Consider the following 24,295-nt stretch of genomic DNA (forward strand, 5'->3'; position numbering starts at 1 on the left):
GGTTGCAAGTCGATCAGGCCCGCATCGCGCTGATCAGACCGGCCGACGTTTGGGATCGCCGGTCGATCGACCGGGCCGCCGTCACGCGATCCTGAAGATCGTCGAGAACCCCGATATATCGAAAACCTCCCGGACGCTCGGCTGGAGACCGGACAGCGACAGGTCGCGTCCGACCGCCTTGACCTGCTTGGCCGCTATCAGCAGCGAGCGCAACCCGGAACTCGCGACATAGTCCACGCCGGACATGTCGATGACGATGGCGGTCGCCGAGTCCCGGATCGTCTCGGAAATGTAGGTCTCGAAGCTCTTGGCATGGACCGTGTCGAGCCGGCCGACCACCTGCATGAGGATATGGTCCGGAAACTCTTCCTTGCTGATGTTCATGACGATGTCCTTCACCTATGCCGGCGGAGACTGGTCTTCGCGGTCGAGACGGCGGCCGAGCGACAGGCGGTTGAGGCCATCGATCCGGCGATACGAAAACTCGTCCAGCATGCGCCGCATGAGACGGATGCCGTGCCCGCCAATGACCGCGCTCTCGATGGACAAAGGCAATGGTTTTTCTTCGAGCGACGTCGGATCGAACGGCGTTCCGTTGTCTGTGACATGCAGCAGGATCATGTCCGGCTGCCTGGCGCAGTCTACTGAAAGGACCTGCGCCGAGGACGTCTCCTCGGTAAAACCGTGCATGATCACGTTCGTCAGCGCCTCTTCCAGGCTGAGCTGGAGGGCGAAACGGGTGCGCTCCGGCCAGCCGTCGCGCTCGGAAAGTGCTTCCAGCCAGGCGATCGCCCGCCCGACTTCGTCGAGCTGGACGGCCAGGCTGAGCGTCTCCGTCTCTCCCTCGAAGCCGCTGTCACGGCATGCCATTCTGTTGCACTCCGCAGTGTCTTATGGTCCGCCAGCACCAGGTCCGTTCCGTGACCGGGTGTACTTCGCTGCCCGGTGACACAACGATATGAAAAGCCCGCCGATGGAGTCGACGCCAGCAATCCCATCGGCACCTAGCTTGCACGACAGGCAAACGATTATCACGCTTCATGGTGAACGAACCATCAAGCACGGCGGCCACTCCCTCGTCCGCCGCCACGGAGACCGGTCGCACGACGGTTGATGAGCTGATCGAGGCGCTGGCGGAGATCGAACTGCTCTCCGCCGAACACGACGACCTGAAACTGCGGTACAAAACCACGGTCGAGCAGGGGCGAAGCGGTGGAGGAAGAGTTGGCCGAAAGCAACCTCGCGCTGCAGAAGACATAGGCCCGGTCGGAGGTCGCGCCTAGGGCTGTGACCGGCACGCGTGACGGGGTTTACCGGCATGGAATTGCTGTTGTACTTTCCGGCCAAGGGCAGGCAGTGAGTCATGCGCATTCTCGCGCGGCGGCAATCCACGATGCGCCCGCGGAGTCGTCAAACGGAGCGATGCTCAAACTGGCCTTCCTGCTTGTCGGCCCCGAGGCGTTTCGCGCGCGCTGGTACGTGCTGGCCATTCTCGGCGGCCTCATCATGGCGCTGGCGGCATTGCTCGCCATCGACGCCGTGGATGGTGTGACCGCGGTCACGCAGGAGACGATGGGCGGGGTGTTCGTGGTCAACGGCGTGCTCGCCCTCCTGGGGGTGCTGGGCGGCGGCGCGGAAAGTCGGCTGCGCAACCTTACCCTGGCGAAGGCTGCTGGGCTCATTGTGCTTGGCGGGCTGATCCTGGGATTCCCGTTCAGGACGGACATCGCGCTGGTCGTGCTGTTCAGCCTCACATTCGCTCTCGACGGAGCGGGGCGCATCACCACCGCCAATCTGGTGCGCTTTTCAGGCTGGCGAATGACCGTCGCGATCGGCATCGCCGAGCTGCTGGTGGCCGTCCTCATACTCACCGACTGGCCGCTGCCCGACAACCGCGACATTCCCTTCTGCATCAGCCTGCTGATGGCGCTGACGGGCTGGCTTCTGGTGCGCGTGTCGCTGATGTTCCGAACGCTGGAGAGCGAGGCGGCGATCCTGCTGCTGCCCATATTCGGCGGACGCGGCTGGTACGACAATGCGCCGGTGCTGATCGACACGGGCGAGGTCGTGACGGTCGAAAACCCGATGGTGGTCCATGTCTGGACGCCGGTCGGTTCGGCCTACGAGCCGGAACGACGGCTTCTGGTCGACCGCTACATCGCGGCGGTGGACGGTAACGGCGTGATCTCCACCGGCCATTCGGCGCTGGAGATGCTGCCGGACGTCTATATCAGCCACTATCCGGCCAATGAGGTGGAGCGCTCCGGCCGCGACTTCATCCAGTCGCTGCGCGGCACCGCCGACAACGACCTGCCGGGCCGGTTCCTGCCTTCCTACGCATACGAGCGGGACTGGTGGTGCCCGGCCGATGCCCATGTGGAGTTACGCAACTTCAATCCGCGCCGGCTGCGGGCTTTCTGGATCGGCTACCGGCAGGACAGCACCTACAACCTGACCAACCGGAACTGCTCGGTCGTCGTCGCCGCGGCGCTCGACGCGGCGCTGGAAGGCGCGCTGGAAAGCCGCAATCCGTGGCTGCGCCTCGTCCGCCTACTGATTAATCCTGACCTCTGGCTCGCCGCCATGATCCGCCACCGGGCGGCTTCCATGACCTGGACGCCGGGCATGGTGCTTGACTATGCGCGCACCATGGCGCGGATCGTCGATCGGCGCGAACTCGCATGGGGGCAGCGCCTGTTGCGCTTCCTTCGCCGTATCCGCCCGCACCAAGCCTCGAGCAGCAAGGCGCACACCACGTGAGCACCCTTCTCGCACCTGAGGCGCGCGCCTCGAACAACTTCTCCCGCGCGGCGGTAATCGCCATGGCGGCCATGTTTGGCCTGACCTACAGCCTGAGCGCCGCGCTGATCGCGCTCGACCTGTCCGCGCACGGTCTGAGCGAAACGCTGATCGGCGCCAACGCCGCCATGCACGCAGTCGGCGTGTTGGTGACGGCGATGATCCTGCCGCGGATCGTGGCCTTGATCGGCATACGGCGTCTGGCGATCCTCGCGCTGGTCACCGCGGCCGCCGTGCTCGCCGCCTTTCCGGCGATCCCCGTGATCTGGCTCTGGTTCGTGCTTCGGCTCGCGCTGGGCATGGCCTCGGAGATTCTCTTCGTCCTGTCCGAAGCCTGGACCAACAGCCTGAGCACCGAGGAGACTCGCGCGCGGACGATGGCGGCCTATACGGCGGCGCTCTCGATCGGCTTCGCGCTCGGGCCACTGATCCTGACCGCGGTCGGCTTTTCCGGCTACGCGCCCTATCTGGTGGGCGCTGCGATCACCCTGGTGGCAGCGACCTTCATCGCCCTACCGAAAGTGACGGCGCCCGCGTTCGACGGTCCGGCCGGCGGCAATCCGGTGCGCTTCATGCGCCTGGCGCCCGTCGCGATCGCCGCGACCGTGCTGAATGCCGCGATAGAGACGGCGGGCCTGTCCTTTCTCGCCATCTACGCCATCAACCTCGGCTGGCCGGAAGGCGATGCGAGCAGGCTGATGTCGTGCATGATGATCGGCGCGATATTGCTGCAGCTACCGATCGGCTGGCTGGGCGACAAGATGGATCGGACAAAGCTCGTCCTCGCCCTTGCGACCGTGGCGGCACTCGGAGCGCTGGTTTGGCCCATAGCTCTAAAGAGCCCGCTCGCGACCTATGCCCTGCTGTTCGTCTGGGGCGGTGCGTTCGTCGGTATCTACACGATCATGCTCACCCTGGTCGGCAGTCGCTTCAAGGGAACGGAGCTGATCGGCATCTATGCCGCGATGGGCTTGATGTGGGGCCTCGGCGCCCTGATTGGCCCGCTCGCGGCCGGCCTCGCCATGGAGACATCACGCCACGGCCTCGCCTTTTTCGCCGCCACCGCCTGTGCTGCCTTCGCAGGCTTCGTGCTGCTGCATCGGCGGGGTGAAAGACGAAAACACGCCGGGCCGGTTCGACGTTGAGACGACGGAGCATGATGTGAGCGACGACATTACTCGACGCCTTGTCGAAGGCATTCGACGCTGGGCGCTGCTGGAAAGCCCGTCGAATCGTCCCGAACATGTCGAGCGCCTCGTCGGACTGGTTGCAGACGACTATGCAGCCATCGGCGCGGAGTGCAGCCGCCCTGATCTCGGCCCCGGCTGCGCCCGTCCGCTGATCGCACGCTTCAACGCACGTGTCTCCGGCAACGATCGGCCACGGATTCTCATCGTGGGCCACCTCGACACCGTCCATCCTGTCGGCAGCATCGACGGTCCCATGCCCGTGCACATCGACGGCAATCGCCTTTACGGCCCAGGAGTCATGGACATGAAAGGCGGAAACTACCTGGCGCTCGATGCCCTGCGCCGGATGCGGCAGGCAGGCACCATGCCTGCCGTTCCGATCACGGTCCTGCTGAACACGGACGAGGAAATCGGCAGCCCCTACAGCCGTGAGCTGATCGAAGCGGAAGCAAGGGCGCATGACTGCGTCCTCGTTCCGGAGCCATCCCGTGAAGGTCATGCGGTGATCGGGCGTTTTGCCTTCGCGCGCTTCAGGCTCACGACGCATGGAGCCCCCGCCCATGCCGGCGCCGACAACGCCTCGGGCCACAGCGCCATCCGGGCGATGGCAAGGCTGGTCGAGCAGATCGAAGGCCTGACTGACATGAAACGCCTCGTCTCATTCAATGTCGGCATCATCCACGGCGGCGAATTCGTCAACGTCGTGCCGCTATCCTGCTCGGCGGAAGTCCTCGCCGTCGCCGATACGGAAGAGAACCTCGCTTATGTCCGCAGGATCATGTCCGAGCTGCAAAGTCCTTCGCCAGGCGTGCGACTCGACGTCCAGCCTGGACCGGTCCGCCCTCTGTTCCTGCCCGGCGAGGGTACGATGCGGCTGTTTTCAGCGGCTCAGGACATCGCGTCCGACCTTGGGCTGACGCTGACCGGGCGCGTGTCGGGCGGCGGCAGCGACGGCAATTTCACCGGCGCCCTCGGCATCCCGACCCTGGACGGGATAGGCGTCGCGGGCAAGGGTCCTCACACACTCGGCGAACATCTTGAGACGGACACGCTCGCCGCCCGGTCGGAACTCATCGAAAGGCTGATCTCTGCTATCGCCAACGGGCGCGTGCCGCTGACGCGACGCCACGGATCGTAAGCATAGGCCGAGCTTCCGCAGCCGACCGCGGATTCCGGTCGCTCGTTCCCGATCGCCTCTCAAGGAACGATGCGTAGTCCTTCCCCGGCGTCGAACAGGTGGATGTCAGTTTCCGATATTCCCAGGTTGATCCTGTCGCCGGGGCTCACCCTGGTGCGCGTTCGCAACAGCACGACCAGCGGCTGCCCCGCGACGCGCACGAGAAGCTGCGTGTCGGGACCGGTCGGTTCCACCACCTCCACGACACCTTCAAACCCACCGTCCCGCGGCAGGATCGATTCAGGACGCGCGCCCCACAGCACTTCGCGGCCTTCCTGCGCGCCGATGCCTGCTGCAAGCGGGAGCCTGGTGCCGTCCGCGCTCACCACCGCCCCTTCGCGCACCGTTCCCTTGATGAAGTTCATGGCGGGCGATCCGAGGAAGCCGCCGACGAAGGCGTTGGCGGGTTGGTCATAGAGATCGAGCGGCGCACCCTCCTGCTCTATTTTCCCGGCCTGCATGACGACGATGCGATCCGCGAGCGTCATCGCCTCGATCTGGTCGTGCGTGACGTAGATCATCGTGCTGCCGAGACGCTGATGCAGCGCCTTGATTTCGGTGCGCATCTGCACGCGCAGCTTCGCGTCCAGGTTCGACAGCGGCTCGTCGAAGAGAAACAGCTTCGGATCGCGCACGATGGCGCGGCCGGTTGCGACGCGTTGCCGCTGGCCGCCCGAGAGCTGACCGGGATAGCGGTCGAGCAGATCTTCTAGCCCAAGGACAGCGGCGGCCTCATCGACCTTGCCATCGATGAATTCCTTCCACTCCCCACGCAGCTTCAGCGAGAAGCCCATATTGGCGCGGACCGTGAGGTGCGGATAAAGCGCGTAGTTCTGGAACACCATCGCCACGTCGCGCTCCTTCGGCTGGAGGCGTGTCACGTCGCGATCGCCGATGACGATCCTGCCGGAGGTCGACGCTTCGAGCCCTGCGATCAGCCTCAGCAATGTCGACTTGCCGCAACCGGAAGGACCCACCAAGGCGACGAATTCGCCGTCACGCACGTCAAGGCTGATCCCGCGCAGGATCTCGGCCTGGCCGAACGTCTTGCGGAGGTTCTCGATCTTCATGGAGGACATGGATTGATCCCTACAACTTTCGGGAAGTCACTTGATTCCGCCGGAAATCAACGTGCGCACGTAGAACCGCTGGATCAGCAGGAAGGGTATGGTTCCGAGCAGGATAGCGAGGTTGGTGGAGGCGAATAGTCCGCCCCAATCGTTCTGCTCGAAGTTGATGTTGCGAGCGATCGCGACCTGCACGACGGCATATTCGGAGTTGCTGGCCGCAACCACCGGCCAGAAGAACGAGTCCCACTGCGAGAGGAACAACATCAGGCTCGATGTCGCGATCGTCGGCCAGGAGAGCGGCATGGCGATGCGGGTGAAGATATAAAGCCACGACGCCCCGTCCACTCTCGCCGCCTCGTAGAAATCACGCGGGATCGAGGCAAAGAACTGCCGGAACAGGAAGATGACCATGCCGTTGGCAATCTCCGGCACGATCAGCGCCTGGTAGGTGTTCGCCCATCCAAAGGCCCGGATCATCACATAAAGAGGCAGGACGATCGCCTCGAACGGCATCATGAAGGATACAATCACCAGCAGGAACAACAGGTTCTTGCCGCGAAAACCGAACACCGCGAACGCGAAGCCGGCAAGGGCGTTGACCACGACGCCGAAAAACACGGTGGTCAGCGCCACGAAGGTCGAGTTCTTCACGGCGAGCGGAAAGTCGCCGTTGAGGAGCGCACGGTAATTGTCGAGCGTGAAGCGCGACGGAATGAACGTGCTCCAGCCGAACTCCGAGACCGGTTGGAAGATCTCGCTCTGCGGACGCAACGAGGCCAGGGCAAGCCACAGCAGCGGGAACACGACGATGAAGGCGAGTATGGAGAGCAGCCCGTAGCGGAGCATGACTGCGTGGGGGCTCTGAAACTGACTATCCATCAGGTCCGCTCCTCTGGTGAGCGCATCAAGCGGAATTCGAGAACGACGATCAGCAATATGATGCCGAGGAGTATGGTCGATATCGCGAGGGACCGGCCGATGTCGGAGAAGGTGAACGCCGCGCGATAGGCCTGGAACATCAGCACAGAGGTCGAGCCGCTCGGCCCGCCGGAAGTCAGGATGTAGACCGGAGCGAAGAACAGGAAGTTGATCGCCGTGTCGGCGACGAGCACGAAGGCCATCGGCTTGCGCATCAGCGGCAGCGTCACATAGCGAAAGCGCTGCCAACCGGACGCGCCGTCGATCGTCGCGGCCTCATGCACCGTGGACGGGATGGAGTACAGCCCCGCCAGAAGGAAGAGCATCCAGTAACCGGCTCCCTTCCACGTAGCGATGCCGATCAAGGTGTAGAGCGCCTGCTCCTGGCTTCTGTGGAATGGCTGCGCACCGATGCCAATCCACTCCAGGAAGCCGTTCATCGGCCCCAGATTGCCGTCGAGGAACAGGCCGAACAGCACGGCGCTGATGCCTGTCGAGACCGCCATCGGCAGCACGAGCAGCGTCCTGTAGAGCCACAGGCCGGGGAGAGGCCGGAACACCAGGAGAGCCAGCGCAAAGGCGACAGCCAACTGGAGCGGATTGATGATGATGTTGAAAAGCAGCGTGATCTGCAGCGACGACCAGAATTCCGGATCCGTCAGCAGATACTCGAAGTTTTCCAGCCCCACATAGCGCAGGTCTCCCATCAGCGACACGCCGGTGAGGCTGCCGCCAAGGGCCACCCCGATCGGCGTCAGGCGGAAGATCAGCAATCCGGCGAGAGCCGGAGCAAGAAAAAGGTAGGGCGTCCACCGGGACGAAATCATGCGCGCTCACTCGCAACGAGAATAGGGCGAAGCAACTGTCGTATCCCGCCCGGCCACCAAGGCCCGACGTGAAACCGCCAATCATGCCGCGCCTCTGGAACTGTCGTGGCGCGGCAAGCTAGGCCGCTATCCGCCGCCCGGAACAGCCGCTCAGGAAATATGACCTGAACGGATGATCGGTCAGCGGTATTTTCGCATCTCGCGATCGATGTTCTGCGCCGCACGGTTCAGCGCCTCGCGAACATCGGCTCCGGTGTTGATGTCCTGCATCGCCGACTTCAGGAAGTCCTCGTATTCGCGATAACCAGGCGTAGCCGGGCGCGGTGTCGCGGTGTTCGCAAGCTCGTAGCGAACGATTTCCCAGGCGGGGTCGACGAAGTTGGAACCGGCGCGTTCCTCCCAGATCTGCTTGAGAGCCGGCGGATACTGGCGCAGGTCGAACCACAGGTTCATCGCGTCACGGGTGGACAGCCAGCGCACGAAAGCCTGCGCCTGCTCCATATGCGCGGTGCGCGGGTTGATGCCCACGTGCCAGCTGCCCGTCGGCGTGACCGGCTTGCCCTTGGCGAAGTAGGGATGCGGCGCGATGCCGAAATCGAGATTCTCGAATTTCTTGAACCCGACCAGGTTCCAGGTGCCGCCGATGATCATCGCCAGCTTGCCCGAGCCGAACATCTCCTGGGTAACACCGGTCTGGAAGGCTCCCGCGGGACCGACGTTATGGGTCTGGTAAAGCTCCTGATACCAGGTCATGGCGTCGACCATCGCATCGCCATTGACGTATCCGTCCGCAGTCAACCGGTCCGGCCCGATGACCTCGGCGCCCCGGCTCTGCGGCACGCAGAGCAGCTGGTACGGGTTGCAGTTCTCGAAGGAGAAACCGAACTGCCCGGCTTCCGGCTTGGTGAGCTTCTGGGCAATCGGCAGAAGCTCTTCCCAGGTCATGCGCTTCTCCGGATCCGCGGACGGCTCAGGCAATCCGGCCTCGGCGAAGAGCCTCTTGTTATAGAACATGATCTGCGACGAGGTGCCGAGCGGCATCGCATAAAGCTTGTCGGCGTAACTGCCCTGAACGAGGGTCGTCGGAACGAAGCGATCGAGATCATTCGCCAACATCTCGCCGAGATCGAGAAGATGTCCCCTAGCCGCGTAGGACGCCGTCAGCGGGCCATCGACCAGATAGACGTCGGGAAGCTCGTTGCGTGCCTGAAGCCTGACTTCCAGCGTCTTGAAAAGCTCGGCGATCGGAAGCCGCTCGGCGGCGATCTTGATACCGGTCTCCTTCTCGAAGGCCGCCATCAAGGGCGTGACCTGTTCTTCCGGCCATCCCATCCACGGAACAGAAAGCGTCGTCGACTGCGCCGAAGCGCGCCCCATCGAACCGAACAGTGCCGTGCTGGCCACCCCCGCCATGAACTGGCGTCTTCCGATATTCATAGCAAACCCCATTGTGAGATTTCCGTTTCGTTCCCATCGGTGCCGCCCGTTTTGGGTTGTGCACACGTGTGAATAGTGCATAGTAACTATCGCGGCTAGTCAAGACCTAAGTTCGGCTCCATCAATCCCCAAGTGATTGAGGATGGCCTGGAGGTACGGGTTTGGAGAGAGATGGCAGGAAGGTTCGGTCGTTCGAGGTTGCCGAGCTCGCCCAGATTTCGCGCTCGACCGTGTCGCGCGCGCTTGCCGGAGACCCACGGATTTCGAATACCACGCGCGAGCGCGTTCTGGCCGCCGCAGCCGAGCTTGGGTATCAGCCGAATCTGATTGCCCGCAGCCTCAAGAACCAGAGCACCGGCATTGTGGGCGTCGTCGTCACCGACCTCAACAATCCCTATCATGCCCATGCGCTGCAGCTTCTGATCGAGAAAATGGGGGCCAAGCGGCTCGCACCGTTGGTCTTCGCGGGCAATACCGCCGAGGGCGCCGAAAAGGCGATCGAGCGCTTGATGAGCTATCAGGTCGACGCCGTGATCGCCCTGGCTGCACCGTTCACACAGCATATCATCAACGCCTGTCTTGCCGGCTCCAAGCCGCTCGTCCTCATGAACCGTCACGACGGCGGCGAGCCGGTCAGCGCGATCGGCGGCGACAGTTTTGCGGCGGGCGCGATGGTTGCGGATCATCTCATTTCGCGGGGGGGCGAACGCTTCGCCTTCTTTGGCGGCGAAGACAACACGACGATCAGCCGCGAGCGCGAACAGGGATTTTCGCAGCGGCTGCGGGAGCATGGGCGAAGCGTCGACATAACGGTGGCAAGCCCCTACGCCTATGACGCGGCCCGGGAGAAGGCGCACGAAATATTGCGTGCAAAACCCGACGCCGTGTTTTGCGCGAACGACACGCTTGCGTTCGCGCTGATGGATGCCGCGCGTCCGACAGTGGGGATGGACGGCATGCCGATGATCGTCGGCTACGACAATTCGGCGCTGGCCTCCCGGCCTGTCTACAACCTGACCTCGGTGGACCAGAACCTGGAGGACATGACCACCCGCACGGTGGACATCGCCCTCGCGCTGGCCGGCGATTCGGTGCGCCAGCCGGTGCGCCTCACGATCGAGCCATTCCTCGTCGAACGCGCATCGACCCGACCCCGCAATTCCTAGACCCGACTTCAGGAAGACATGATGAGCAAGGTACTGATCGACTGCGATCCCGGTCACGATGACGCGACCGCCATTCTCTACGCGGCGCGGCATCTGGAACTCGTCGGCATATCGACGGTCTACGGGAACCAGTCGGTCGAAAAAACGACCAACAACGCCCTGTCACTGAAAGCGCTGCTAGGCTTGGACGTGCCGGTGGCGCGCGGGTGCGAGCAGCCTCTCAACCACGTGTTTTCCCATGGCGGCGACGTGCACGGAAAGACGGGCATCGACGGGGCCGAACTGCCGCCGCCTGAAGGAGAGGCGGAGGACATCCACGCCGTCGACTTCATCATCGAGATGGCCAGCAGGCACCGGGAGGAGTTGGTGCTCTGCCCGATCGGGCCTTTTACCAATGTCGCCCTGGCGCTTCGCAAGGAACCGCGGCTGAAGCACTGGCTCCGCGGCATCAGCGTCATGGGCGGCACCACGCAGATCGGCAATACAACGCCTGTCGCAGAGTTCAACATCTGGAGCGATCCCGAGGCGGCCGATATCGTCTACCGCGCCGGCGTGCCGATGTGGATGGTCGGCCTCAACGTCACGCGCCAGGTGGGAATAGACCTGCAGGACATCGAGAAGCTGGAGAGTGGGAGCACCGTCGCCAGGACCTTCGGCGGACTGTTCCGCTTCTTTCGCGAAAGCCTGCAGAAAATCCACGGGCTCAGCACCGCATCGATGCATGATCCATGCGCGCTGGTGCCTTTCATCGTGCCGGACCTCATCACCTACCGTGAATGCCCCGTCGAGATCGAAACAAGCCACGGTCTCACTCGCGGAATGACAGTCTGCGATTTCCGCAACCTCACCAAGGCAAGACTGGAGAACATCAGAGGCCAGGCAAACGCCAACTGCCGCGTCGCGGTCGCGGTTGAGGGACGCGCCTTGGTGGATCACATCGTCGAAACGATCATGGAGTGGCCGGAGCGTTCAGTCCACGTCGTCGCGTGATGCTCGTCGGATGTGTCGCCCGAGCAAAGCCGAGGCGAAATTGAAGTCGCCCCGCTCGATTTCCTCGATGATGGCGAGGTGGTCGGCGCAGGCCTCGCGCAGGCGCCTTTCGCTCAGATGCGAGAAGTCGCTGAACTCCGTCATGCGCCGCAGGCTGTTCTGCCGTCGCACGGCCTGCACCAGAAAGCGGTTTCCTGACCAGGAGACGATGGTTTCGTGGAAGTTCGCGTTGGCGCTGAACCAGTCGGCGCGCTCGATGTCGCGTATGGCTCGGCCCGCGATGTCGGTCTGCTCGCGCTTCAGCGACGCCAGTTGTGCGGCGTCGGGGCTGTAGCTTGGAACAAGCAATGCGCCGCATTCGACGATCAGGCGAAACTCGTAGCTTTCGTCGACGGCGCGGTCGGTGACGAGACATTCGGCGAACTGCCATCCATGCCCGCGGCGGCGGTCCACCAGTCCTTCGGCAGACAGGCGCATCAGCGTTCGCCGCACGGCTCCCCGCGTCGCAGAGAAACGTTCGACCAGTTCGGTCTCAGAGACTTCCTCGCCGATCTCGCCACTTGCACGCGCGGACATCATCGCATCGTAGAGCGTCTCAAGGTCGGAGGCCGGTATGACTTCCTTCAGGTCGTCATCCGGACCAAGCGCTCGAGCAAGGACAAAGCCCCGATTCTCCGCCCCACGAACCAGCCCGCGCAGTTCCAAGGACTGAAGAACCTGCCGCACGGGCGTGCGCGACACGCCGAGTTCCCTGGCCAGCACAGAATCGGAGAGCTTGTCGCCGGTCTCCCACCGGCCCGCGTCGATCATCATGATGATCTTGCGGGCGATCTCGGCCTGGAGGCTGCTCAGGCCTGAGGTTTGTCCGTTTGCTGTGATGGCGGTGCCCATGCAAGGTCCATGTTTTTTCTACACGCAAATTACTGCGCGGTTCTGTTCTTCGTCCATCGAAAATACGTCGCCGGCGACGGCGAGGCCCCCCTTCGGAGTGAGAACTTGGGAATTCAAAATACGCAGAGCGCCCAAAATTAGCTTGAATAAATGTCTTATGTATATAGAAAGAACATTCTGACGAGCCTACGACGGCGTGGAGACAGAATGCACGTCCAGCCTTTTCCCTTTGCGACCCTGACCGGAGAGCCGCACGAGCGGGGTCGACAATACGGCCTTCTGCTGACCGGTAGGATCCGTCTCAGCGCACAGCTGTACGGGGGCACGCTGGAAGCGCTCGGCCTGCCTCTCGAGCGTCGCGAAAGCCTCATTCGGGAATATTCGCAGAAGATCGCCGAGTTTGACGCGGCCTATCTGGAAGAGATGGAAGGTATCGCCGAAGGGGCAGACGTGTCTCTGGCCGACATCGTCATGATCAATGCACGCACCGAGGTCATCGCGCTTGCAAGGGCCGAACTGGGCAAGCCAGAGCCGACCGAGGGCGATCCAGATGACGGTTGCACCTGTGCGCTTGTCATGCCGGAGCGCAGCGCAACAGGACGGCTGATCCATGGCCAGAACTGGGATTGGCGGCCCGAATGCGCCGAGACCGGCGTCGTCCTACGCGTGCGCCGTGACGATGGACCGGACTTCGTGACGTTCGTAGAAGCTGGCGGTCTTGCGCGCAGCGGTTTCAACGCCGCCGGCGTGGCGATCACGGCCAACTATCTCGAATGCGACCGCGACTACACTCAGCTCGGCCTTCCGCTCAGCCTCGTCCGCCGCAAGGTTCTCGAGCAGGAGCACTTCGCCCTCGCAATGAAGGCCGTAGCGACGACGCCTAAATCCTGTTCCAACAACATCATGGTCTCGACTTCGGCTGGATTCGGTATCGATTTCGAGTGCGCGCCGGACGAGGCGTTCCCGCTCTATCCCGAGGATGGCCTTCTCGTTCATGCCAATCACTGGGTCAGCCGGGTCGCGCTTTCCAAACTGCGCGACACCGGCCGTGCCTGGGTTCCGGAGAGCTTCTACCGCGACTGGCGCGTCCGCAAGCTGATGGATGAGCGCGGGCGGAAATTGACGGGTGCCGACATGAAGGCAGCATTGTTTGACGATTTCCTGACGCCCTATTCGGTCTGCCGGCCACCGCGCAAGAGCGAGACGAACGGTATTTCGAGCACTGTCGCCATGGTGATCATCGATGCCGGCGCAGGTGTCATGGAAGTGGCTCCCATGCCCTCGCTGAGCCGGGATTTCCTGAGCTATCCCCTTGACGACACGGCGGCGCTTCCAGAGGGTTGCGCGCCGCGTGCCACCTCCCTCTCGCTGGATGCGTGACGATGGGCAGCTTCATCCTCCGGCGGTTCTTCATGGCGTTGCCAACGTTGATCCTGGTGGGTGTCGCTGTCTTTGTGCTCGTTCGGTTGATCCCTGGCGATCCCGCGGCCTTGATGCTTGGCGACTCGGCAGATGTCCGCGCGCTTGAGGCCCTGCGTCAGCGCATGGGACTCGACCGCAACCTGCCGGAGCAGTTCTTCCTCTGGGCGGGCAACATCCTTCAGGGAGATTTCGGCCACTCGATCGTCAACGGACGGCCGGTTCTCGACACTATCCTCTCCCGTTTCCAGATCAGCGCCCAGGTTGTGATCGTCGCCGTGGTCCTTGCTACGTTCGTCGCGGTGCCACTCGGCATGCTCGCGGCATGGCGGCAGAACAAACTCTCCGATCTGGTACTGGTCAGTTGCGCCACGCTGCTGATGTCGGTGCCGACATTCTGGTTGGGCATGCTGCTGCTGCTTTTCTTCGGACTGCATCTCGGCTGGCTGCCGATCGTCGGCTACGTCACGCTGGCCGAGGATTTTCGTGCCGGCGCGCTCTATCTGGTTCTGCCGATCGTCACCCTGTTCCTGCACGAGACCGGCGTCATCCTGCGCATGGCCCGCGCCTCCACGCTGGAGGTCCTGAACCTCGACTACATCACCCACGCCCGCTCTAAGGGCCTGCCGGAATCCACGGTGATGTGGCGGCACGCCTTTCGCGCATCGTTCGGCCCCACCTGGACGCTGCTCGGGCTCATCATGGGCAACCTCCTGGCCGGTGTCGCGGTGATCGAGACCGTGTTCACTATTCCGGGCCTCGGGCGGTTGCTGGTGGAGGCGATCTTCGCCCGCGACTATCCGGTCATCCAGGGCTGTCTGCTGTTCATCGCGGCCATCTACGTGCTGGTGAACCTGCTGATCGATCTGATGTATCCGCTTTTCGATCCGAGGGTGACGGCACAATGAAGCTTCCCCCTCTCAACCTGCTGGTCGGTGGCGCGCTCGCGGGCGCAGTCTTCGTCGTCGCCGTGCTCGGGCTGGTCTGGACGCCCTACGATCCGCTGGCGATGGACTTCACTGCCCGGCTCGCCGCTCCGAGCGGCGCGCACTGGATGGGAACCGACGAATTCGGCCGCGACGTCGCCAGCCGGCTGATGAGCGGCGCGTCGACCAGCGTGCAGATCAGCCTGACGACGGTGTGTCTGGCAGTCGCAGCCGGGACCATCATCGGCGCGCTTTCAGGCTTCGCGCGCGGTTGGACCGACCGACTGATCATGGCAGCCAACGATGCGCTGCTTGCGTTTCCTGGCATCCTGTTCGCGCTCGGCCTTCTGGCCGTGCTGGGGGCGAACAAGAACGGCATCATCCTCGCCTTGGCGCTCGTCTACATGTCGTCCGTCGTCCGCGTCGTGCGCGGTACCGTTCTGAGCCTGCGCGAACGGGAGTTCGTAGAGGCCTCGCAGATCATGGGCAATTCGTTCCTGTTCACGATGCGCCGCCACATCCTGCCGAATTGCCTTGCGCCGATCACAGTGCTGGCGACCTCAATGTGCGGCTGGGTGCTTCTGGCGGAGAGCTCGCTGAGCTTCCTCGGGCTGGGTGTCGCGCCGCCCGCGCCGACATGGGGCAACATGCTGGCGGGCAGCCGCTCCTATCTGGAGCAAGCCGTCTGGCTCGGCATCTTCCCAGGCCTTGCCATCTCGCTCGCCCTTCTGGGCATCAACCTGCTCGGCGATGCCCTGCGTGACAGGCTCGATCCACGCATGAGGAGGCGGGGATGACGATGCCGCTTCTTGAGATCGAGGGGCTGACCCTCGGGACGCCAAACAGGTCCGTCATCGCGGTCAGGGACGCGAGCCTCGGTATCGCGCCGGGGGAAGTGATCGGCATCGTCGGCGAAAGCGGCTCGGGCAAGACCATGCTCGGACGCGCCGTATTGGGGCTCTGTCCACCGACCATCATCATGCATGGTGGCGAAATCCGCTTTCGCGGCCAGACCCTCTCCACCCTGCCGCCCGAGAGGATGCGCCAGCTTCGCGGCGGGCAGATCGGCATGGTTTTCCAGGAGCCAATGACCTCGCTCAACCCGACGCTGACCATCGGCCGCCAGATGGATGAGGGGCTCGAGCTCCATGGGGGCGGCACAAAGGCCGAGCGCAGGGAAAAGATCCTGTCAATGCTCGAACGGGTCGGAATCACCGACGGCGCATCTGCGCTGACGGCATTTCCGCACCAGTTCTCCGGCGGCATGCGCCAGCGCATCATGATCGCATCGGTCATGCTGCTGAAGCCGGCGCTGCTTATCGCCGACGAGCCGACGACGGCGCTGGATGCCGTCACGCAGCGCGAGGTGATGGACCTGCTTGCCACGCTGGCGCGCGAGAGCGGAACGGCCATCATGCTCATCAGCCACGACCTGCCGATGGTCGCACGCTACTGCAGCCGCGTCGTGGTGATGGAAAAGGGCAACATCGTCGAGCAGGGCGCGACGGTCGATCTGCTGGCAGCGCCGAAACATCCATACACCCGCAAACTTCTCGCCTCGCTCCCGGTCCGCGGCGCGGCGCGCGACATCGCCGTCGCCGATCCCGTCATTTCCGTGCGCGACCTGCGCGTGAATTTCTCGACGCGGACGGGCATCTTCGGGCGCAGCGGCCGCAAGGCCGCGGTGAAAGGCGTCAGTTTCGATATCCGTCCCGGAGAGGTGCTGGCGGTGGTCGGCGGTTCCGGTTCGGGCAAGACTACGGTGGCGCGCGTCGTTGCTGGGCTCAACAGCGAGTTCAGCGGAACCGTGCTGTTCAACGGCCAGCCGCCGCGGCACGACATGACGTCCTTCCGGCGCGAATGCCAGATGGTTTTCCAGGACCCGTTCTCCTCGCTTGATCCGCGCATGAAGGTCGGAGCGCTGATCACCGAAGGACTGCACGCGGTTCCGGACGTGCCGCGCTCGCAATACCGCGCCCGACTTGCCGAAGTGCTCGAGCAGGTCTCGCTGGACATCGGCCTCGCCGATCGTTTCCCCCATGAATTGTCGGGAGGCCAGAGGCAACGTATCGCGATTGCGCGCGCCCTGATCCGACGCCCCTCCTTCATCATTGCCGACGAGGCAGTGTCAGCACTGGACGTAACGGTGAGAGCACAAATTCTGGCGCTGCTTGCGCAGCTCCAGTCACGACTTGGCTTCGCCTGCCTCTTCATCACGCATGACCTCGCCGTCGTCGAACAGATCGCCGACCGCGTCATCGTCATGCATCAGGGAGAGATCGTTGAGGAAGGCGCCCGCGACGACGTGCTCGACCATCCGAGCCATGCTTACACGCGGCGCCTGCTGAGCGCCATTCCCGTGCTCGATCCCACTGGGAACGGCGGGTTGCGCCTGCGCTGGCGTAACGAATCCGAAGCCGGCCCCGCCAACTGAGGAAGCCCAGATGAGTGCGATCTCCACTCCCACGACACGCCGCGAGGGCCACGGAATTCGCCTCAGCTTCTATGATTTCGGTGCGACGCCCTACTTTGCCAGCCAGATGGATCAACGGTGCAGCTACTGCCTGTACGTGCCACAGGACTACGATGAGGCGGCAAGCGACGAATACGATCTTGCCGTCATCGTCCATGGAACGGGCCGCACAGCGACGCAGTACCGCGACCGCTTTGCTGCCTTCGCCGAGGCGCATCGCTGCATCATCCTCGCGCCGCTGTTTCCGGTCGGGCTGGTCGTTCCAGGCGACCTGACCAACTACAAGCGTATCGAGTTCCACGGCATGCGCTTCGACCTCATCCTTCTTTCAATGGTCGAGGAGGTGCGCGCCAAATACCGTGTGCGCCCAGGCGGCTTCCTGATGTACGGCTATTCCGGCGGCGGGCAGTTCGCACAGCGCTTCTTCATGCTCCATCCACAGCATCTGCGCGCGGTGTCCATCGGGGCGCCGGGCATCGTGACACTGCTCAACCCGGACTACGACTGGTGGGTGGGCGTGCGCGATCTCGAAGCGCGCTTCGGCATCCGGCCCGATATCGCTGCCATGCGCGCTGTCGACGTGCAGACGGTCATCGGCAGCGAGGACAATGCGACGTGGGAGATCACCATCCCGCGCGAGAGCCCGTTGTGGATGGACGGCGCCGACCTTCAGGGCGTCAACCGCCTCGATCGCATCGAGGCCCTGGCGAAGTCCTTCGAAGCCTATGGCATCCGCGTGCGCCGAGATGTTGTGCCGGGTGTAGCCCATTCGCCGTTCGAGATGGTCGGGCCGGCAGAACAATTCTTCACCGAAATGGCCTCGAAGGCTCTCTGAGAAGAGCCGTGGGACCGCAATCTCAACCTGAATGGGAGTAACAGCAATGCACCTGAAACTGATAGCGGCCACGTTGGCCGCGATGTCACTCACCGCGGCGGCTTCGCATGCGCAGGAAAAGCCCTTGCGCATAGCGCTTCATTCCGACGTCGCCAGCATCGAGCCCGGCGTCAACCGCGACGGCAATTCCGACATGGTCCTCGCCCATGTCGTGGAAGGGTTGGTGGCGTTTGGAGACGACCTCTCCGTCAAGCCGATGCTGGCGGAAAGCTGGACCGTCAGCCAAGATGGCAAGGCGTACGATTTCAAGCTTCGCGAGGGTGTTGCCTTTCATGATGGAACGCCGCTAACCGGCAAAATCGTGAGCTGGAATTTCGAGCGCTATCTCGATCCGGCATCCAACTTCCAATGCCGCGGCCGATATGACGGCAGCATCGGCCCCGCGATCGAGAGCGTCGAGGCGACCGGAGAGCATTCCGTGCGTGTCACGTTCTCAAGTGCCGCGCCTAACTTCCTCATCACCATGGCCACCGTCCAGTGCACGCCATGGATTATCGCGCCATCGTCGCTGGACGCCGCCGGCAAATTCCAGAAGCCGGTCGGCACCGGTCCCTACGTCTTCGCCGGGCAGGAACAGGGTCGCTATCTCGACCTGACCCGCTTCGCGAACTATGCAGCCCTTCCGGGAGACCGCGACGGCTATGCCGGCAACAAGACGTCAAGCATCGAAACGCTGCGTTTCATGACAGTTCCCGATGCGAGCACCCGCAGCAACGGTATTCAGGCCGGCGAGATCGACGTTATCGACGAGGTCGAGCCAAGCCTCGTGGACAGCCTCAAAGCGCGTGGGCTCACCGTCGACATAACCCCGACGCCCGCCACGATGGTGCTTCAGTTGCAAACCCGCAAGATCGAGGATGTTCGCATTCGCCAGGCGATCGCCCATGCGCTCGACCTGCCGCAGCTGACGGCCGCATTGGGCGGCGATCTCTTCCATCCGAACCCTTCGCTTCTGGCCGACGGCACCTACTACTACGACAATTCGGCCGCCGCCTGGCCGCAGCCCGATCTCGCGAAGGCCAAAGCCTTGCTCGCGGAAGCCGGCTACGACGGCCGCCCGATCAGCATCCTCGTCGCGAACCGCCAGAACCGTGTCCAGGTCGCCACCATCATCCAGGCGATGCTGGGCCAGGCCGGTATCAATACCACGCTCGACGTGCGCGACTGGGCGACCCAGCTCGACTACTATCGTCGCGGTGACTATGAGCTCGCCGTGTTCGCCTATTCGGCACGTCTCGATCCGCTGCTGTCGTTCCAATCGATGATCGGCAGCAAGGACGAGGAGCCGACCCGCATGTGGGAATCGAAGGAGGCCGAAGCGTTGCTCGCCAAGGTCAGCGTTCTCAGCGATCCCCAAGCCCGTAAGCCCATCTTCTCGGAACTCAACGCCTTGATGGGCAAGGATGTGCCGATATTGGGCCTGTTCAACCTCACGGTCGTCACAGCACTTGGCGCCGACATCGAAGGCTACAAAGGCTGGCCGGCGGGGATGCACCGCTTCTGGGGCGTAACGCGCAAGTGAGGGCCAGCAAGCCCGCCTTCGACATAACGAACAAGGGCCTCGACCGCACGACGACCAACCAGGCGACGCTTGCGAAGTAGTCGCCGCGGAGGCATCCCGAGCCCCCGGAAGCGATGGCAACGGCTGCCAGGCAGGACGAGGGACACGAGACATGGCGGTGGCTCGCGCCACCGCGAGCTGGAGGGCGCGATGCGCCTTCCAGCCGCATGGGTAGCGCTGCCGCTTTACCACGACACCGAGGATTGACCGATATGAGCACCAAAACGCTGAGAGCGCTGGTCGCCGACCCGAACGTCTCCATTCCCGACATCGGCCTCGCGCTGTCGCGGCAACTGGAGACATGGTCCGATCGTGAAGCGCTGGCGCTCCTCGATAGCCTGTCGGTCGGCACGCCGCTGGCGGATCGGCTCGCCACGATCGCGCCGGAAATGCTGACGGCTGTTCTGCGATCAGGCGCGGGTCTTCCCGCCAGTCCGCATTCGGCGGCGATCGCAGCATGGATCGCCGCCAACCCTGCCCGCTGGAGCAAGGTGCTGTCGCCCGACGCGCGCGAATGGAGCAGGCTCGTCGTATCGCTCGGCGGCGCGCAGTCGGACATCGCTTTCGCCTCGGCGCGACAGGATCGCGAAACCTCGCAGCGCCTTTACGACGCCACCATGGCAAACGCCGGCGCAACGCTCGCCATCGGCACATGGATGGAGCATCGTACGGTCTACTCCACCGACAACTACCTGTCGGTGCTGGTGCCAGGCACGCGCCGCGACCACCACCTGGGATATGACCTCTTTGCCCCCGCCCTGACGCCGCTCTACATGCCGATGCCGGGCACGGTCGTGCAGGCGGGCATCATCGATGAACGCCTCGACTATGGCGGCTTTCTCGTCACGCGCCACGAAATCGCGCCCAGTGTGGCGTTTTTCGCGCTATGGGGACATCTGTCGCATGACTCCGCCCGCCGCTGGTCGCCCGGCGACAACGTACCGGAAGATGCAGAACTCGCGCGGATGGGCGATTTCGAAGAAAACGGCTGGTGGCTGCCCCATCTCCACCTGCAGCTGTCAACACTCGAATTCTCCGACTTCAGAAAGATGCCCGGCGTCGGCGAGGCAGCATGCAGGCCCCTTTGGACCGAGATTTTCCCGAATCCCTGGCACTTGGTTCTCGGCGATTGACGAATGCGCCATCACAACAACTTGCGCTGACAGAGCCGAGGCGCCGCTCATTACCCTAAGACATGCAAGTCCCTTCCACGGCGCGCTCCAACTCCTGTGCGCTGACGCGCCCGTGCAGTTAAGGCTCTATTTCCAGTGGCGGGCAATGTCCGATGCCGCGCGCTCGCCGCTTGCCGCAGCCCCCGTTATCAGTGACTGCGCAAGGTAGTCGCCGCAGAAATAGACCCTGCGCCGCGCCACCGATTGACGGTTCCGGAAATCGGCGACGGCGCGGGCATAGCCGGGATAGAAGACCGGCAGCTTTCGCGCGATCCACTGGTTGTGGACGTCGACGCAGTCACGATCCAGCGTCGGATAAAGCGAGCGCACCCTTTCTCCGACGAGTTCGTCCAACCTGTCGGTCATGCCGCGCTCCAATGCCTGCTCGACCGCCTCCGGCGACAGCTGCGCATAGAGCTGGGGAACCTGTCCCGTCGCCTCGTTGCCCGGAACCTGCTGCCATGTGGCGATTGGACCGGAAGCGGCGCGCGTGAAGAAACTCATCGCCGGAGCAAGCTGGCGGTTGAGCCGGTAGTGGACGATGCCCAGCGCATTGTAACGCACGCCGGAAAAGAAGCTGCGGTCCTCGGCGGAAAGGCCCGGAAAGAGCGCCGCCGCGAGCGAGCCTTCGGTCGCGCAGACGACGAGGTCGGCCTCGTACGTCACCGCCTCGCCTTGCCGCTCGGCATGGATAAGGCAAGGACCGTTCTCGCGCGTCTCGACCGAAACGACCCGTGTGCCGAGCGCAAGATCCACTCCTGCAGCTAGAGCTTCCGGTAGCTTGCCCATTCCTCCGGCCAGCACATGAACCGTGTCGCGTCCGACGAGGTGCGGCGTGACCGACGCGAAGAACGCCGCCGAAATGTCCTCGGCGTTCCAGCTGCGGGTGCCGCGGAACACGGGCTCGATCATCCGCTCGAGAACGCGGGGCCCGAGCGCATCGCGGATATGGTCGGCCAGCGTGACTCCATCGGCAGCCAGGGCAGAGGCCGCATCGTCCGGATCGGTCCGATTGCGCGCGGCCAGCATCTTCAGCCCGAACGGCAGGAAGCGGAGCCGCTCCATGACCGAAAGCCCGGGCGTGAAGAGGCTCTTGACGCCGGGCATCAGCTCCACGGTCCATTTCCCGTCGACGTCGCGGCATTCGGCCGAGAGACCGCGCACCGGGATCAGAGCCGATGCAAGACCGATTTCCTTGAGCAGCGCATTGAACGGGCGGCTGAAGGCGTAAAGGAGACGAGCGCCGGCATTGAAGCGGATACCGCGAACCTCCCGGTCGCCCACACGTCCCCCCACGGTTTCCGCTGCTTCCAGCACACGCACGGAATGCCCCGCCTGCACCAGTCTGCGTGCGGCGACGAGCCCTGAAATGCCCGCCCCGATGACGACTATGGTCCTTGCGCTCACGGCCGCAACGCCTCCGGTCCAGTCACGAGTTCAATCAGCGCCGGTCCGTTCTGATCCAGGGCTGCCACCAGCGCGGCGGGAAACTGCTCCGTCTGCTCGACCCGGATTCCCAACGCGCCGAAGGAGCGCGCATAAGCGGCGAAATCGATCGCCGGCAGGTCCGTTCCAACCGTGCGGCCGAACTGTCTCGACTGGCTGGCCGCGATGGCTCCGTAGCGGCTGTTGTTGACGACAATCATCGTCACCGGCAGTTGGTAAAGTACCGCAGTGGCGAGTTCCTCGCCATGCATCAGGAAACAGCCATCGCCTGCCATACCGACCACGTGCCGGCCGGGAAAGGCGGCCTGAACACCGATAGCCGCCGGCAGCCCGTACCCCATGGCTCCGCTCTTGGGGCCGAGCTGGGTGCCGTAAAGAGCGTGCGGGAAATACCGCTGTGGCCAATGCGCATAGGCGCCGGCGCCCACGGTCAGAACGGCATCCGGCGGCAACGCCGCCCGCAGAGTTCGACAGATCTCATGCATATCCAGCGGACCTTTGCCCGGCTGCCCGGTCGTAAACGTCTCGCGCATGGCGCGCAGCGGCCCACTCCAGGACGTCCAGTTCGGCATCTCATGAGAGCCAAGCGCGCGCATCAGAGGCTCGAACAGGGTTTCGGCAACGGCGCAGACTGGCATGGTCGGCCGATAGACGCGGTTGAGTTCACCTGCGTCGGGATGGACGTGGATCAGCTTCTGCGTCGGCTGAGGCGCGTCCAGCAGCCGAAAGCCTTCAAAGATGCCGGCACCGAACGTGTTGATCTCGCCCAGGCGCATTCCGGCCACCACGACGACGTCCGCGCGAGCAACCGCCTCGAGAATGGCGGGATCGGCCCCGATGCCCAGTTCGCCCACGAAATAGGGATGGTCCGCCGGCATCAGGTCCCGTCGCCGATAGGAGGTCACAACGGGGATTCCGACACTCATGGAGAACGCCGAAAGCGCCGCGACCCCATTCTGCGACCATCCTGTACCGCCGACGATCAGGATCGGGTTCTCCGAAGCCGCGAGCATGGAGGCGACAGCTTCGGCCTGCGCGGTCGATACCTCTGCCCGAGGCACGAACGGCGGCAGCAGTACCGGCGCGGTGGTCGTCTGGCTCCAGACATCCTCCGTGACAGCAAGGACGACGGGCCCGCGCTGTCCCGTCATGGCGGTCGCCCATGCACGCGACAGAAGCTCGGGGAGACGTCTGGCATCGGTGCAGGTTCCGATCCATTTCGCAACGGGAGCGAATGCGATTGAAAAGTCATTGTCGAGAAATGCCTCGCGACCCGCCTGCCTCAAGGGAGGCTGGCCCACGATCAGGATCATGGGTGCAGCGTCGGTGAAGGCGGTGTGCAAGGCCAGCGAGGTATTCAGCGCGCCGGGCGCTCGTCCGGCAAGACAGATGCCTGGCCGGTTGCGCAACTGCCCCGCAGCCTGCGCCATATAGGCCATCCCGCCCTCGTGGCGGCAGGAGATCAGCTGAATGCCCGCACCGTCGGCGGCATCGAGCGCCTCCAATATCCCCTCGCCGGGAACGTGAAAGACCGGGCCGCAATCCCATGCCTTGAGCGTCTGCGCAAAGAGCTGCGCTCCCGTGATGTCGGCAAGTCCAGTCATAGCGGCGTCCTTTCATCTCCGATCAATGCAGCAAGCCGAAGGCGAGCCGCAACACGGTGCAGCGCCGGCATTGTCCGGAATGGGCGGATTTCGAAAAAACGAGACCCATAAGAGAAAGCCGCGGCCCTAGCGAGATCGAGCCGGCTATCGATACTGCGACCCAGCGAAAGCTACGCATGAAACGTTTGCCCGACTGGATTGGAGCGCGAGATGAGTGACGTTAGCACGACCGCCATGACGATAAATCGCCGCTACCTGCTGGCCGGCTCAGCGGCCCTGCTGGCCGGAAGCCTCATGCCACTCGCCGCGTCTGCCGCGGGCGGCAGCCTGGTCA

Annotated in this window: 21 protein-coding genes; 12 read left to right on the forward strand and 9 right to left on the reverse strand. The window is 63.7% G+C overall.

The features are described from left to right. Positions 1-81: 81 nt before the first annotated feature. Positions 82-384 (reverse strand): STAS domain-containing protein, encoded by a 303-nt coding sequence (locus tag B9Z03_RS24125; RefSeq protein WP_085467852.1) that lies wholly within the window; start codon positions 382-384, stop codon positions 82-84. A 15-nt stretch (positions 385-399) separates the two neighbouring features. Then, the gene (locus B9Z03_RS24130; RefSeq protein WP_085466550.1) at positions 400-870 is read right to left on the reverse strand and encodes an ATP-binding protein; all 471 of its coding nucleotides are present in this window, start codon (positions 868-870) and stop codon (positions 400-402) included. A 417-nt stretch (positions 871-1,287) separates the two neighbouring features. Between B9Z03_RS24130 and B9Z03_RS24140 the strand changes: the two genes are divergently transcribed. Genes B9Z03_RS24140 through B9Z03_RS24150 form a run of 3 tightly spaced genes read left to right on the forward strand, consistent with a single transcriptional unit; the run spans position 1,288 to position 5,127 of the window. Next, the gene (locus tag B9Z03_RS24140; protein ID WP_244561833.1) at positions 1,288-2,760 is read left to right on the forward strand and encodes a DUF308 domain-containing protein; all 1,473 of its coding nucleotides are present in this window, start codon (positions 1,288-1,290) and stop codon (positions 2,758-2,760) included. Beyond that, entirely contained in the window at positions 2,757-3,944 is a 1,188-nt protein-coding gene (locus B9Z03_RS24145) for an MFS transporter (RefSeq protein WP_280174849.1), read from the forward strand. The genes B9Z03_RS24140 and B9Z03_RS24145 overlap by 4 nt, the downstream gene beginning before the upstream one ends. A gap of 16 nt (positions 3,945-3,960) precedes the next feature. Next, positions 3,961-5,127 (forward strand): M20 family metallopeptidase, encoded by a 1,167-nt coding sequence (locus B9Z03_RS24150; RefSeq protein ID WP_085466554.1) that lies wholly within the window; start codon positions 3,961-3,963, stop codon positions 5,125-5,127. A 59-nt stretch (positions 5,128-5,186) separates the two neighbouring features. Here B9Z03_RS24150 and B9Z03_RS24155 read toward each other — a convergent pair whose 3' ends face one another. The 4 genes from B9Z03_RS24155 to B9Z03_RS24170 all read right to left on the reverse strand — a co-directional run bounded on the left by B9Z03_RS24155 (position 5,187) and on the right by B9Z03_RS24170 (position 9,418). Beyond that, positions 5,187-6,245 carry an ABC transporter ATP-binding protein gene (locus B9Z03_RS24155; RefSeq protein ID WP_085466555.1) on the reverse strand — a complete coding sequence of 353 codons (1,059 nt, stop codon included), beginning with the start codon at positions 6,243-6,245 and terminating at the stop codon, positions 5,187-5,189. A gap of 27 nt (positions 6,246-6,272) precedes the next feature. Next, the gene (locus B9Z03_RS24160; RefSeq protein WP_085466556.1) at positions 6,273-7,115 is read right to left on the reverse strand and encodes a carbohydrate ABC transporter permease; all 843 of its coding nucleotides are present in this window, start codon (positions 7,113-7,115) and stop codon (positions 6,273-6,275) included. Then, on the reverse strand, positions 7,115-7,981 hold the full coding sequence (locus tag B9Z03_RS24165) for a carbohydrate ABC transporter permease (protein ID WP_085466557.1): 867 nt from the start codon (positions 7,979-7,981) through the stop codon (positions 7,115-7,117). Before B9Z03_RS24165 ends, B9Z03_RS24160 begins: the two co-directional genes overlap by 1 nt. Positions 7,982-8,161: 180 nt before the next feature. After that, positions 8,162-9,418: a sugar ABC transporter substrate-binding protein gene (locus tag B9Z03_RS24170; RefSeq protein WP_176247606.1), complete on the reverse strand. Its 1,257-nt coding sequence runs from the start codon at positions 9,416-9,418 to the stop codon at positions 8,162-8,164. 161 nt (positions 9,419-9,579) lie between these two features. Between B9Z03_RS24170 and B9Z03_RS24175 the strand changes: the two genes are divergently transcribed. Both B9Z03_RS24175 and B9Z03_RS24180 read left to right on the forward strand, forming a co-directional pair. Next, positions 9,580-10,584, forward strand: a complete 1,005-nt coding sequence (locus tag B9Z03_RS24175; protein ID WP_085466559.1) for a LacI family DNA-binding transcriptional regulator — start codon at positions 9,580-9,582, stop codon at positions 10,582-10,584. 21 nt (positions 10,585-10,605) lie between these two features. Continuing rightward, on the forward strand, positions 10,606-11,574 hold the full coding sequence (locus tag B9Z03_RS24180; RefSeq protein ID WP_176247608.1) for a nucleoside hydrolase: 969 nt from the start codon (positions 10,606-10,608) through the stop codon (positions 11,572-11,574). Here B9Z03_RS24180 and B9Z03_RS24185 read toward each other — a convergent pair. Next, the gene (locus B9Z03_RS24185; RefSeq protein ID WP_085466561.1) at positions 11,554-12,465 is read right to left on the reverse strand and encodes a GntR family transcriptional regulator; all 912 of its coding nucleotides are present in this window, start codon (positions 12,463-12,465) and stop codon (positions 11,554-11,556) included. The two genes, B9Z03_RS24180 and B9Z03_RS24185, sit on opposite strands and share 21 nt — an antisense overlap. A gap of 207 nt (positions 12,466-12,672) precedes the next feature. On the opposite strand from B9Z03_RS24185, the gene B9Z03_RS24190 reads away from it, so the two are divergent. The 7 genes from B9Z03_RS24190 to B9Z03_RS24220 all read left to right on the forward strand — a co-directional run bounded on the left by B9Z03_RS24190 (position 12,673) and on the right by B9Z03_RS24220 (position 20,872). Then, positions 12,673-13,845, forward strand: coding sequence for a C45 family autoproteolytic acyltransferase/hydolase (locus B9Z03_RS24190; RefSeq protein ID WP_085466562.1), 1,173 nt, complete (start codon positions 12,673-12,675; stop codon positions 13,843-13,845). A 2-nt stretch (positions 13,846-13,847) separates the two neighbouring features. Next, the gene (locus B9Z03_RS24195; protein ID WP_085466563.1) at positions 13,848-14,792 is read left to right on the forward strand and encodes an ABC transporter permease; all 945 of its coding nucleotides are present in this window, start codon (positions 13,848-13,850) and stop codon (positions 14,790-14,792) included. Then, positions 14,789-15,607: an ABC transporter permease gene (locus tag B9Z03_RS24200; protein WP_085466564.1), complete on the forward strand. Its 819-nt coding sequence runs from the start codon at positions 14,789-14,791 to the stop codon at positions 15,605-15,607. The genes B9Z03_RS24195 and B9Z03_RS24200 overlap by 4 nt, the downstream gene beginning before the upstream one ends. Continuing rightward, on the forward strand, positions 15,604-17,244 hold the full coding sequence (locus B9Z03_RS24205; RefSeq protein ID WP_085466565.1) for an ABC transporter ATP-binding protein: 1,641 nt from the start codon (positions 15,604-15,606) through the stop codon (positions 17,242-17,244). Before B9Z03_RS24200 ends, B9Z03_RS24205 begins: the two co-directional genes overlap by 4 nt. Before the next feature lie 10 nt (positions 17,245-17,254). Then, complete coding sequence (locus B9Z03_RS24210; protein ID WP_085466566.1) at positions 17,255-18,118, forward strand: alpha/beta hydrolase; 864 nt, start codon at positions 17,255-17,257, stop codon at positions 18,116-18,118. A 46-nt stretch (positions 18,119-18,164) separates the two neighbouring features. Next, the gene (locus B9Z03_RS24215; protein ID WP_244561834.1) at positions 18,165-19,700 is read left to right on the forward strand and encodes an ABC transporter substrate-binding protein; all 1,536 of its coding nucleotides are present in this window, start codon (positions 18,165-18,167) and stop codon (positions 19,698-19,700) included. A gap of 113 nt (positions 19,701-19,813) precedes the next feature. Continuing rightward, complete coding sequence (locus tag B9Z03_RS24220; RefSeq protein WP_085466568.1) at positions 19,814-20,872, forward strand: peptidoglycan DD-metalloendopeptidase family protein; 1,059 nt, start codon at positions 19,814-19,816, stop codon at positions 20,870-20,872. Positions 20,873-20,998: 126 nt separating this feature from the next. On the opposite strand, the gene B9Z03_RS24225 is transcribed toward B9Z03_RS24220, so the two are convergent. After that, complete coding sequence (locus tag B9Z03_RS24225) at positions 20,999-22,318, reverse strand: protoporphyrinogen/coproporphyrinogen oxidase (protein WP_085466569.1); 1,320 nt, start codon at positions 22,316-22,318, stop codon at positions 20,999-21,001. After that, the gene (locus tag B9Z03_RS24230) at positions 22,315-23,961 is read right to left on the reverse strand and encodes a thiamine pyrophosphate-dependent enzyme (protein ID WP_085466570.1); all 1,647 of its coding nucleotides are present in this window, start codon (positions 23,959-23,961) and stop codon (positions 22,315-22,317) included. Before B9Z03_RS24230 ends, B9Z03_RS24225 begins: the two co-directional genes overlap by 4 nt. Positions 23,962-24,295 lie beyond the last annotated feature (334 nt).

Source organism: Mesorhizobium australicum (genome assembly GCF_900177325.1).
In the GTDB taxonomy this organism is placed as follows: Bacteria; Pseudomonadota; Alphaproteobacteria; order Rhizobiales; family Rhizobiaceae; genus Mesorhizobium_A; species Mesorhizobium_A australicum_A.

Bases quoted from the DNA above. Each gene is read 5' to 3' on its own strand.
- B9Z03_RS24210 (WP_085466566.1), top strand. From the start codon at position 17,255: ATGAGTGCGATCTCCACTCCCACGACACGCCGCGAGGGCCACGGAATT.
- B9Z03_RS24125 (WP_085467852.1), bottom strand. From the start codon at position 384: ATGAACATCAGCAAGGAAGAGTTTCCGGACCATATCCTCATGCAGGTG.
- B9Z03_RS24205 (WP_085466565.1), top strand. From the start codon at position 15,604: ATGACGATGCCGCTTCTTGAGATCGAGGGGCTGACCCTCGGGACGCCA.
- B9Z03_RS24230 (WP_085466570.1), bottom strand. From the start codon at position 23,961: ATGACTGGACTTGCCGACATCACGGGAGCGCAGCTCTTTGCGCAGACG.
- B9Z03_RS24130 (WP_085466550.1), bottom strand. From the start codon at position 870: ATGGCATGCCGTGACAGCGGCTTCGAGGGAGAGACGGAGACGCTCAGC.
- B9Z03_RS24220 (WP_085466568.1), top strand. From the start codon at position 19,814: ATGGCAACGGCTGCCAGGCAGGACGAGGGACACGAGACATGGCGGTGG.
- B9Z03_RS24215 (WP_244561834.1), top strand. From the start codon at position 18,165: ATGCACCTGAAACTGATAGCGGCCACGTTGGCCGCGATGTCACTCACC.
- B9Z03_RS24160 (WP_085466556.1), bottom strand. From the start codon at position 7,115: ATGGATAGTCAGTTTCAGAGCCCCCACGCAGTCATGCTCCGCTACGGG.
- B9Z03_RS24155 (WP_085466555.1), bottom strand. From the start codon at position 6,245: ATGTCCTCCATGAAGATCGAGAACCTCCGCAAGACGTTCGGCCAGGCC.
- B9Z03_RS24185 (WP_085466561.1), bottom strand. From the start codon at position 12,465: ATGGGCACCGCCATCACAGCAAACGGACAAACCTCAGGCCTGAGCAGC.
- B9Z03_RS24180 (WP_176247608.1), top strand. From the start codon at position 10,606: ATGAGCAAGGTACTGATCGACTGCGATCCCGGTCACGATGACGCGACC.
- B9Z03_RS24190 (WP_085466562.1), top strand. From the start codon at position 12,673: ATGCACGTCCAGCCTTTTCCCTTTGCGACCCTGACCGGAGAGCCGCAC.
- B9Z03_RS24195 (WP_085466563.1), top strand. From the start codon at position 13,848: ATGGGCAGCTTCATCCTCCGGCGGTTCTTCATGGCGTTGCCAACGTTG.
- B9Z03_RS24165 (WP_085466557.1), bottom strand. From the start codon at position 7,981: ATGATTTCGTCCCGGTGGACGCCCTACCTTTTTCTTGCTCCGGCTCTC.
- B9Z03_RS24200 (WP_085466564.1), top strand. From the start codon at position 14,789: ATGAAGCTTCCCCCTCTCAACCTGCTGGTCGGTGGCGCGCTCGCGGGC.
- B9Z03_RS24170 (WP_176247606.1), bottom strand. From the start codon at position 9,418: ATGAATATCGGAAGACGCCAGTTCATGGCGGGGGTGGCCAGCACGGCA.